The organism is Gimesia maris (genome assembly GCF_008298035.1).
Classification (GTDB): Bacteria; Planctomycetota; Planctomycetia; order Planctomycetales; family Planctomycetaceae; genus Gimesia; species Gimesia maris.
Map to the genome: position 1 here is coordinate 4,095,667 of NZ_CP042910.1, position 11,247 is coordinate 4,106,913.

Consider the following 11,247-nt stretch of genomic DNA (forward strand, 5'->3'; position numbering starts at 1 on the left):
AAGTGAAAAAGAAAGAATCGATTCAGCCAGCAGATTCGTTCAGAATTTTTTCCTGCTGAGTCCGTTTCAGGTCTGCTTCGACCATCATTCTGGCCAGTTCCTCAAATGAGACCTTGGGTTCCCATTTCAGTTTTTCACGTGCTTTGGTCGGATCGGCACATAACAGTTCAACTTCCGCAGGACGGTAAAATTGTGGATCAATCTCCACATACTTCTTCCAGTCCAGTTCCACTGCTCCGAATGCCGCTTCCAGAAATTCCCGCACGGAATGCGTCTCTCCGGTACCGATCACAAAATCATCCGGTTTTTCCTGCTGCAGAATCAGCCACATCGCTTCGACGTAGTCACCGGCAAATCCCCAGTCCCGTTTCGCATCAATGTTCCCCAGAAACAGTTTATCCTGCAGCCCCAGCTTAATCCGGGCTACTGCCTGGGTGATTTTTCTGGTAACAAATGCTTCGCCGCGACGGGGGGATTCATGGTTGAACAGAATCCCGTTACAGGCAAACATCCCATAGGACTCACGATAATTGATCGTCTGCCAGTACGAAAAGACTTTCGCACACGCGTAAGGGCTGCGGGGATGAAACGGGGTAGTTTCACTCTGGGGAGATTCAACGACCTTACCAAACATCTCGCTAGAAGAGGCCTGGTAGAAACGAACCTGCTTCCCCTTCTGCTGTTCAAAATAGCGGATGGCATCCAGCAACCGGAGCGTACCAACCCCGGTGACTTCAGCCGTATAGACAGGGATATCAAACGAAAGTCTGACATGGCTTTGCGCTGCCAGATGATAAACTTCATCCGGTTTCACCTTGTCCATGATTTCATTCAAATTCGAACCGTCTGCAAAATCACAGTAATAACAGTTCTCGGGAGGTTCACCGATACCGGGTTTGCTGCAGGAAGTAACCCCATGAACTTCATAGTCTTTGCCCTTCAGAAACCTCGATAAATAATATCCGTCCTGACCATTAATTCCGGTAATTAATGCAACTCGTTTCACTGTAATCTATCCTCGAATTGAATTTGATTCGGTTTCTGAAAGCAGGTAAGCATCGGCTTACCTGCAGTGTAGTCGGTTTAATCGAAATCGCAATACATGGTCTGCGTGCTGCGTGTCTTCCAGGTCGCATCACATTTTACGCTGGCGTCGCCAATCTTATCTACTCGATCCAAATGGCTCTGGAAACGCGACAGTAAAACGGGACACCGTCTAAATGGATCACTTCACTTCATTGCTTTGAGCAGAACGGTGACCTTTGATGTAATATTTTAAAATCTCCCAGCGTCTTATCACCCCCAGCATCCGATGAGGCTGCTCGCGGGAGACCACCGGCAGGCAGTCATAGGAATCTTCACGGAATTTACTCCAGACACGAGCCAGGGAATCATCAGGGTAGACCACCGTTTCCAGATTATTCGCCAGGTCGGCAGCACGTACCAGGGAACCGATTTTCGGGTCAAACAGGGTATTACTCAAATCCTGATAACGAATCACTCCCACCACTTCCTCCTGGGGTCCTAAAACAGGAAATGTGTTATCGTGACTGTGTTCAATAAAAGAGATGACTTCATTAAACGTCGCTGTCTGCGCTATGCCTTTCACGTTCTTGCGATAGAGCTGTTCTACCAGAATCTGGTCCGGCGGCTGATCGATTTCTGAAAGCAGACCAAACGAGACCAGAAAACGCCGAATCATAGACTGAAATTCACTGATTGGATCACCGGCGGTATGGTGGATGGCGTTGATCAATGGAACTTCACCAGCCCGCAAAACGGACTGACGGATCATAATCGGACCGACAATCTCAAAGAACACAACGGAGCCTAAAATGATCGTCTGTAGATGTCCTCCCAGCACCGGGTCGCGACTGACGGCAATACCTGAAAGAGCAATCGCGGCACCCGCCTGGGCAAACAGGGTGGTTCCCAGCCACAGGGAGACTTCCGGTTCTTCCTTCCGCATTCGGGCGGGTACAAATATTCCGATATATTTACCCAGTAGACGGAACACAATATAACTGGTCCCGATCAGCCCCGCATCGATGAACTGACTGGGTTTTAATTCTGCACCATGAATAATAAAAAACAGGACGCATAAAAAACCGGTCAAAGGATATAATTCGGCCTCGACTTTGGGAACCTCTTCCTCTGTCAAAGAGTTGGCGACCGTGAACCCCATCGCCAGAAACGTCAGCATATAAGGCATTCCGGTCGTACGGCATAATCCCAATGCGATCGCAATCAATGCGATGAACATAATCATTCGGCGGCTGCCTTTAATGATTGAACTGCCGTAGCTGATCATCAGACCGCCGAACACACCAATAAAGATCGAACCAAAAATGTCCAGCCCCAGATGTCCCAGCTGAGTAAATACCGAACTGGTCTGACTGTCTCCCTGAAAGAAATAGACGGCGACAAAGATAATCTCGAAAGCGACAATGGAGACTAAATTATTCAGCGCGACCAGGATGCCTGTATATTCTGAAATCGAACCTTCCGACTGCATTTCTTTCAGAACCAGAATCGTGGTGGCAGGCGCAGTGGCAATCGCCATCGCTCCCAATAGAATCGCAGCGCTACCGGACTCACCTACCAGCAATAAGCCGATAAAGACGATAAAAAATGTTGCCAGGATTTCGCCTACCGAGAGTGGCAGAACGCGCCGAAACAATCGCTTCAGGCGCGAGAGCGTAAAATGATTCCCCAGACCAAATAAGACGAGCGCCATCGCCAGATCAGTCAGCGGTTTCAATTCCTCAAGATGCTTATGGGGGATCAAATCCAGCAGCGCAGGCCCCAGGATCACACCCATTAATAAATAGGCGGTTACTTTGGGAAGGCGAAACAGCTCTCCCAGTGTTCCTGACAGCAGACCGGCAGCCAGAAAGATTCCCAGTGTAAAGATAATGTGCCAAGAGCCCATTCGAACGTCCTGTTCTTGAGTAATCGATGACCAGATACGGGCCGATTATAGCAGATCAACACTCTCGGTCGATCCTCAGACTCTAATCCGCGCCATAAATATTTGATTCTAAACTACTATGTGACAGTAAGTTCGAGCACCTGCTATAGCAACATTTCAGACCGGAAAGCAATCCTCCATTTTCAAAGTTCAGTCCAGGTTCATCGTCACTGTTTTCAGTTCTGTATAACTGGCCAGTCCCGCGGCACCGAGTTCGCGTCCGATACCGCTGCGTTTAAATCCACCAAAGGGAGCAGCTGCGTCAAACACATCATAACAGTTTACCCAGACCGTCCCGGCTTTGATCTGACTGGCCATCAGGTGCGCCTTTTTCACATCACTGGTCCAGACAGCAGCAGCCAGACCAAAATGAGTGTTATTCGCACGTGTAACAACCTCATCCACATTCTTGAAAGGCAGAATACTCAAAACCGGCCCGAAGATCTCATCAGTGGCAATCGACATTTCGTCGGTTACATGATCAAAGACCGTCGGCTCCACAAAATATCCTTTGGAACCAAAGCGGGATCCCCCCGTGACACACTTTGCCCCGGCATCGGTCCCTTTCTGAATATAACTCAGGATCTTGTCCATCTGGGCCCGATCCACCTGGGGTCCCTGTGTGGTTTCCGGATTCAGTGGATCCCCGAGTTTTCGGGCAGCCGCCTTCGCGACAATTTTTGCGACGAATTCTTCATGTACCGACTCTTCCACAAACAGTCGGCTCCCGGCACAGCAGCATTGTCCCTGATTGAAGAACAGACCGAACTCCGCGCCGGCTACAGCTGCATCCAGATCACAGTCTGCGAATACAACATTCGGACTCTTGCCCCCCAGCTCGAATGTCAACCGCTTCAGCGTAGCAGCGGCATCGGCCATGATGTTTTTCGCGGTTGCATCTTCACCGGTAAATGCAATCTTATCGACATCCGGATGTTTCACCAGGGCAGCGCCTGCTGTAGGCCCGTAACCGGGAACAACATTAATCACGCCCGGTGGGATTCCAGCTTCCAGCGCAAGTTCCGCCAGTCGCAGACAGGATAACGGTGTCTGTTCTGCGGGTTTCATCACAATCGTACAACCCGCCGTCAACGCGGGTGCCCATTTCCACGCAACCATTAACAGCGGAAAATTCCAGGGAATGATCTGCCCCGCGACACCCAGTGGTTCGCGTCGCGTGTAACAGAAATGGTTACCACGAATGGGAATCGTGGTTCCTTCGATTTTGTCAGCCCAACCGGCGTAATAACGCAGACAGTCAATCACCAGTGGCAAATCAGCAGCACGGCTGTCACGGATCGGCTTCCCGTTATCAAGCGATTCCAGAGCCGCCAGTTCTTCGATGTTTTCTTCAATCAGATCAGCCAGTCGATAGATCAGTCGACCGCGATCGCGCGCATCCATTTTGGACCAGGGACCCGATTCAAAAGCTTTGCGGGCAGCCTTCACTGCCAGGTCAATATCGGCAGCGTCCCCTTCAGCCACTTCGGCGATAACTTCTTCTGTCGCAGGATTAATCGTTGCGAAAGTTTTACCACTGATGGCATCCACCCACTTTCCATCAATCAGCAGTTGGGTCTGTCGAATCTGTGGGGTGTTGGCTACGGTATCAAGAATCTCTGTCGCCATGACTGAATCTCCTGAGAATATGTTGAGCGTTTAAATTCATCAGGACGGAATTAGCTGTCCTGCGAAGGCTGGATACTGCCTTCTGGATCGCATCACAATTAACCACAGCATCTCTCAAACTAATTCACTCGGTTTAATTAGCTCTGGAGACGCTACAGTAAAACTGGACACAGTCTTGAACGTTCATTCTGATTAAATTGAATCAGGTTCTCAAGAGGGATGTACTCATGCGCGTAAAAAAGCCTGAGAACAGGCTAGAATGATGCCACGGGGATTCAATACCAGCTTACGCCTGAAAGATTACATTTCGCATAAGCGAGGCCAACGACATTATCTTCAGGACATCTTTGAAGAGTCCTCGCAAGAGAGTCGCTACGGTGAAAGAGATTCACTCTTAACTCTTAAATGGCCCGCAGGATAGCAGCAGCAGTTTGACCAAACGAGGTGCGGCTGACTGTCATGGCTGTGCGTTTTGACATCGGACGAACTTCACCATGAATGACATCCAGATTACATAAGGGATCGGGAGTTTCATAATTTAAAGTTGCCGGAGTCGCACCATGTCGGAGTGAAAGAATACTCGCAGCCAGTTCGACAGCACCCGAACCAGCATCAAAATGACCGAAGTAGCTCTTGAGAGCCGTAATCGGAATTTTAATCGCATCATCACCAAACAGCCGATGGTATGCTCGAGCTTCGACCTGGTCATCGATTTTCGTACTCTTGCCATGGGCGTTAATATGACCAAGCTGATGAGGCATCAGATTGGCCTGACGCATCGCAGATTCAACAGCTCGCACCAGACCAGTATCACTTTCCTCATCGCTGTTGCTCAGGGACTTTCCATCACAGCCAGCTCCCAGACCAATCACTTCTGCATAAATTTCAGCACCGCGGCGAACAGCATGATCATAATTTTCGACCACAAAAGCAGCAGCTCCTTCGCCGAGGATCGTACCGTTGCGAAAACGGTCAAAGGGACGACAGGCCCGTTTGGGGTCTTCATCCCGTGAGAGCAGGTCAATCAGATTCTTGCGAGACAGATCAACGGGATTGATATTTGAAGTGCACGCTCCGACGACCATACAGTCGACGGCACCACGCTTGATCCACCGCATCGCTTCCGCTAACGCGAGTAACGCCGACGAATCCTGACTGGTAATTGTATTGTTCGGTCCCTGAGCATTGTGTTCAATGGAAATATGGCAGGCCGGCATGTTCGGCAGCTGGCGGAGCATCCACAGCGGAGTAATCTGCCCCATTGTATCTTCACCCCAGCGGGTGACTTCGAAGGAATTATCTTCTGCACATCGTTTGACAGCAGCCACTAGCTCATCGGGAGTCGTGGGGATGTGTCCGGCACCAAAGGATACGCCAAACCGTTCCGGATCAACCACACCACGTTTGATTCCGGCATCTTTCACTGCGTCAGAAGCCGCGGAGACTCCTAACTGGATATCGCGCGACATGACTTTCAGAAATTTTTTGTTGTAGACATGCAGCTCGGGATGGAAGTCTTTGACTTCTCCTGCCAGCTTGGAAGGTAAATTTTCTGTGGGAATTGACGTGAGACGATCAATACCAGATTTACCCGAACATATGTTCTGCCAAAACGGTTCTATACCGATACCGATTGGCGAAACAATACCAATTCCAGAAATTACAACGCGTGTCTGATTTGACCCAGCCATCTTAGCCTGACCCTCAATCTCCTACAGTAAGACAGCACAAATCCATTACCAGTGCTGCTTGAACTATAGTTATAAGATCTTTGAAACCCTCAGCTTAACACATCTGTGCTCAGTACTCTGGGAGTCACTTTTTCAGCTTCTATGAGTTCCTTCTCTATCTATCTATATCGGAAAAAGCCTACCTGAAATCTGAGAGTGTTCTCAAACCCTTGAAATAAAACACATAAGCTCTAATGATTAAACAAGTTATACAACGATAACCGTTTAGAGGCCCAGATGTCACCGGGGACAAGACATTGCTCCGGACTGAGCCCGCAGAGCTAAGGAAGGTGCTTTAAAAGCAAGGCGTGGTGAGAGTAATACTCCCATAATACAGGTTGGAAATCCTTTTCGCAGTTTCGAGTGAAATCAGTTCAGATCTACTAATATAATTGAGGTCCCCTTCAACTATATCTAGTATCTGAGTGATACCAATCGGCATGTATTACACACTTTGCCGTTCAGTTTGTCAAGCGATTTTCCAGAAAAGCTGATTTCTCTGCTACTTCCGACTTAAAGTCACTGAACTCCCTGATCGGCAGACTCCCGATGGTTTCAGGACTCTTTGATCTCAAAAACCGCCTCAATCTCAACAGCAACCCCTGTGGGTAGTGCGGCGAAACCCAGGGCACTGCGGGCATGATAACCGTCTCCGCTTTTACCATACAGTTCATGAAACAGATCGGAAGCACCGTTAATCACCAGGTGCTGGTCTGTGAAATCGGGTGTCGAGTTCACGCATCCCAGCAGCTTCACGACCTTCAATCCATCCAGGGTGCCATGTTCATCGCGTACGGAGCGCAGAATCTTGATTGCACAATCACGGGCAGCTGCCTGACCTTCTTCCACAGATACATTTTCACCCAGTCGGCCTTTCTGATCGCTGACATGCCCTGATGTCAGCAGCTGATTACCGCTGCGAATACACAGTTTCAGATATCCTGGTTCAATCGGCTCAAAGACCAGACCTAATTCAGCCGCTTTTTGCTCAACAGACATTCTCGACTCCTTCAGATGCAAACAGTTTCTCAAACAACCAGACAGTGATTCACGTCCTCGTGACTACCGTTTATCACAGCAACCTTATTAACGAGGACGCCGCTACGCTGACATTACGACGCATCTGTCAGCGAGGACAGAGCCAATGTAGAAGGATCCGGCGAAGATTACAATCCTGTGAGATCAGGTATAAAACTGGAACTCACCAGATGGGGCAAACGCATTCTGGAAATGCTGTATTTCCGGTTGCGACTGCCCTGCTCCCCAGACGATTGAGATGACATCAAACCGCGCCGGCTGCGAGAGCAGTTGCTGTTTTTTCAGAAACATACCCGCCAGACGGGTCAGTTGTTTCTGCTTCTGCAATGTCACCGCCTCAAAGGGCTGACCTTTTGCATCACTCTTGCGGGTTTTGACTTCGATAAAGACGACTGTCTCGCCATCAAGGGCAATCACATCGATTTCCCCCTGCTCTGTCCGGTATTGACGGGCAATGATCGAATACCCCAGTCGCTTCAGAAAGCGAACTGCAGCGCGTTCACCTTTGTCTCCCAGTAATCGACTGAGCCATTTTCCAGCCATACGCGAACACCGTCAACCGGAGGGTGATGCTGCCCTTTGCAAGTACATCAGGCAGCTGATTCAGGAGCACTGAAACCAGCCCAGTGCTCCTGCTACATTATCGATGTTACTCTGCGTCTGTGTTTTTGACTTTGGCACGACGTTCGACCAGACGAGTTGCCTTACCAACGCGATCACGCAGGTAGTACAACTTGGCGCGACGTACGCGACCGTGTCGTTTGATTTCCAGCTTGGCGATTTTGGGGGAATTCACGGGAAAAATTCGTTCAACCCCTTCGCCGGCAACGATGCGACGGACCGTGAAGTTTTCACGTGTACCACCACCGCGACGGGCGATAATCACGCCACTGAATATCTGGATGCGCTCTTTGTCACCTTCCTGGATTCGTGTGTGCACATCTACGGTATCGCCGATTTCAAACTGAAGTGGCTCTTCGCGAAGGCTGGACGCTTCTACTTTTTTCAATAATTCCTGCATGACTCAAAGTCCTCTTGGTACGTTCTCCGGAGTCCCGACAAGGACGCCTGAAATGCACTGTTTACAATATCTGGTTTAAGTTGAATTTGATTCCGATTCAGTCAACAGATCACTGCGTCGTTCACGAGTCCGCAACAGACTCTGCTCGTGACGCCAGCGGGCTATCTCCTGATGGTTTCCACTTAACAACACTTCCGGAACTTCCATTCCACGAAAGTTTTGAGGCCGCGTGTACTGTGGATATTCCAGCAGGCCCGACTCGGAAAACGAATCGTATTTGGCACTGCTTTCATCGCCCAGTACTCCCGGAATTAACCGGATCACAGTCTCAATAATCAACATGGCCGGCACTTCCCCTCCATTGGTAATGAAGTCACCTGCCGATATTTCCATTGGCTCAAGACCAATGCGGATTCGTTCGTCGAACCCTTCGTATCTTCCACAAAGTAAAGTCAGTTGCCGTTCTTTCGATAATTCCTGCGCCAGGCTTTGATTTAACGTCCGCCCCTGGGGGGTTAACATAATCAGTTTACCGGGCTCAGGAACGACTTCCCGAACATGCTCTACACATTGAAATACTGTATCACAGCCAATCAGCATTCCCGGTCCACCGCCGTAGGGGCGGTCATCTACCGAGGCGTGTTTGTCTGTCGCCCAGTCTCGAAAATTCCAACGTTGAATCTCAACCAGTTGATTCCGGATCGCCCGCTTGAGCAGGCCCTGTTCCAGATAGCTGTCAAACAGTTCAGGAAACAAAGTCAGAATATCAAATCGCATAATGCTCTCTCAGAGCGTAACTGTCTCAAAACAACTCAGAACATTACTATTCTGAGGGAGTTTCTTCGGCAGCAGCTTCTTCTGAACCGGCTTCGGTTGCTTCTGCTGATGCTTCTTCTGCTTCTGGTTCCGGCTCGGGAGCAGGTTCTTTTGGAGCAGTCAGAGGTGCAGGAGCAGCCGCTGTACCAAATTTGTTTTTCTTGACTTTCTTGATCAGAGTGGCCACATTTTCCGACGGCTTGGCACCCACTGACATCCAGTAGTCGACGCGTTCCATGTTAATTTCAACGCGTTTTGACTTGTCGGCAACAGAAGTATCGTAGGTCCCGATTTCTTCAATTGCTTCTCCATCACGCTGCTTGCGTGAATCCATTACACAAATACGATAGAAGGGGCGATGCTTACGTCCCATTCTTTTCATACGAATACGAACTGCCACTAATTTCTCCTTTAGGAAACAAACTCTTATCTTATGGAAGATACAAAATATAGCGTTAGACGCTCAGTCAAAAACAGCAGGTACCGTCAGTCCGACTAACGGTTTTTCTTTCGCTGCTTCTTCTTGTTTTTACGATCTTTTTTCTTTTTTTCTCGCAGCTTCAGAGGATCCCCCCCCCGTTTGCTGCGCTCTTTTTTCTTGTTCATGCCTCCCATCGGATCCATCATGGCACCCGAGGAAAGTTCTCGCATGGCTTTCATCTTGTCACGCATGCCCATGCCGGCCATCTTCTGCATCATGCCCGCCATGTTGTTGAAATCTTTAACCAGTCGACTGATATCCGAAGGATCAGATCCACTTCCTAACGCGATACGACGACGACGACTGTGATCGATCAGACCGGGATCTTCCCGTTCTGCCGGTGTCATCGAACTGATGATCGCGTCAATCCGCTTCATTTCCGAACCGGGATCGACATCCGGGTTCGTATCCATCAGGCCACCCATACCGGGAATCATTTTCATGATTTCCCGCATTGGCCCCATCTTGCGAATGGTTGCCATCTGCTTCTGGAAGTCATTCAGGCTGAACTTACCTGAAGCCATCCGGTTCTGCAGATCAGCGGCTTCTTCTTCATTAAACTGTTCCTGGGCTTTTTCCACCAGTGAGACGACATCGCCCATCCCCAGGATGCGGCCTGCCATCCGGTCCGGGTGGAACTGCTCCAGGCGGTCCAGCGCTTCGCCGACACCGATAAACTTGATCGGTACGCCGGTCACTTCTTTGACACTCAACGCAGCCCCGCCACGCGTGTCGCCGTCCAGCTTGGTCAGGATGACCCCATCCAGTTCCAGAGCATCATTGAATGCTTTTGCACTGTTGACCGCGTCCTGTCCTGTCATCGCATCACAGGCAAAAATCACCTGGTCAGGCTGGAGCTTGCGTTCAATCTGCTCCAGTTCTTTCATCAGGTCAGCGTCAACGTGCAGACGACCGGCGGTGTCCAGGATGACGGTGTCAACATTGCCCAGTTTCTTCGCCTGATTCAACCCGTTCTGGCAGACTTTTACCGCATTATTGCCATCCGGTGCTTCCGCATGGACGGGAACGTCGACCTGACCGGCAATCACTTTCAACTGCTCAATCGCCGCGGGACGCTGCAAGTCGGCTGCAACCAGCATCGGCTTGCGACCCTGCTCTTTCAGCAGGCGGGCCAGCTTACCACAGGTGGTCGTTTTACCGCTCCCCTGCAGACCACACATCATAATGACGGTGATACCAGACGGTCTGTAAGCAAAACCAGGCTCGACAGGCCCCATCAGGTTGATCAGTTCCTGATGGACAATACCAACGATCTGCTCATCAGGTCGAACCGACTTGAGAACTTTTTCACCGACCGACTGCTCGGTAACCCGTTCAATAAAGCTGGTGGCAATTTCGTAATTAACGTCGGCTTCCAGTAAAGCCTGCCTGACTTCGCGCAACCCGTCCCTGATATTGCCTTCGGTGAGTTTCCCACCACGGGCAAGACCGCTGAGTGCCGTTTTCAGATTGGACGTTAAACCTTCAAACACGTTAAAATACCAGACCGTTAGGGACTAAATCGAATTAATTTACTACCGGGGATGCCAGACAAATCTGC

At 49.9% G+C, this 11,247-nt stretch carries 10 protein-coding genes; all 10 read right to left on the reverse strand.

Going from position 1 to position 11,247, the window contains the following annotated elements; translation table 11 throughout:
- Window positions 1–22: 22 nt before the first annotated feature.
- Entirely contained in the window at window positions 23–1,006 is a 984-nt protein-coding gene (gene gmd / locus GmarT_RS15130; RefSeq protein WP_002643668.1) for a GDP-mannose 4,6-dehydratase, read from the reverse strand.
- Window positions 1,007–1,225: 219 nt separating this feature from the next.
- Window positions 1,226–2,932 carry a cation:proton antiporter domain-containing protein gene (locus GmarT_RS15135; protein ID WP_002643667.1) on the reverse strand — a complete coding sequence of 569 codons (1,707 nt, stop codon included), beginning with the start codon at window positions 2,930–2,932 and terminating at the stop codon, window positions 1,226–1,228.
- 189 nt (window positions 2,933–3,121) lie between these two features.
- Entirely contained in the window at window positions 3,122–4,600 is a 1,479-nt protein-coding gene (locus tag GmarT_RS15140; RefSeq protein WP_002643666.1) for an aldehyde dehydrogenase family protein, read from the reverse strand.
- Window positions 4,601–5,001: 401 nt separating this feature from the next.
- Window positions 5,002–6,291 carry a beta-ketoacyl-[acyl-carrier-protein] synthase family protein gene (locus GmarT_RS15145; RefSeq protein WP_002643665.1) on the reverse strand — a complete coding sequence of 430 codons (1,290 nt, stop codon included), beginning with the start codon at window positions 6,289–6,291 and terminating at the stop codon, window positions 5,002–5,004.
- Window positions 6,292–6,885: 594 nt separating this feature from the next.
- The gene (locus GmarT_RS15150; protein WP_002643664.1) at window positions 6,886–7,329 is read right to left on the reverse strand and encodes a RidA family protein; all 444 of its coding nucleotides are present in this window, start codon (window positions 7,327–7,329) and stop codon (window positions 6,886–6,888) included.
- A 183-nt stretch (window positions 7,330–7,512) separates the two neighbouring features.
- Window positions 7,513–7,911 (reverse strand): YraN family protein, encoded by a 399-nt coding sequence (locus tag GmarT_RS15155; RefSeq protein ID WP_002643663.1) that lies wholly within the window; start codon window positions 7,909–7,911, stop codon window positions 7,513–7,515.
- A gap of 106 nt (window positions 7,912–8,017) precedes the next feature.
- Window positions 8,018–8,389 (reverse strand): 50S ribosomal protein L19, encoded by a 372-nt coding sequence (rplS, locus tag GmarT_RS15160; RefSeq protein ID WP_002643662.1) that lies wholly within the window; start codon window positions 8,387–8,389, stop codon window positions 8,018–8,020.
- Between the two features lie 75 nt (window positions 8,390–8,464).
- Window positions 8,465–9,166 (reverse strand): tRNA (guanosine(37)-N1)-methyltransferase TrmD, encoded by a 702-nt coding sequence (gene trmD / locus GmarT_RS15165; protein ID WP_002643661.1) that lies wholly within the window; start codon window positions 9,164–9,166, stop codon window positions 8,465–8,467.
- 46 nt (window positions 9,167–9,212) lie between these two features.
- Window positions 9,213–9,605 carry a 30S ribosomal protein S16 gene (rpsP, locus tag GmarT_RS15170; protein ID WP_044235929.1) on the reverse strand — a complete coding sequence of 131 codons (393 nt, stop codon included), beginning with the start codon at window positions 9,603–9,605 and terminating at the stop codon, window positions 9,213–9,215.
- 95 nt (window positions 9,606–9,700) lie between these two features.
- Entirely contained in the window at window positions 9,701–11,179 is a 1,479-nt protein-coding gene (ffh, locus tag GmarT_RS15175; protein WP_002643659.1) for a signal recognition particle protein, read from the reverse strand.
- Window positions 11,180–11,247 lie beyond the last annotated feature (68 nt).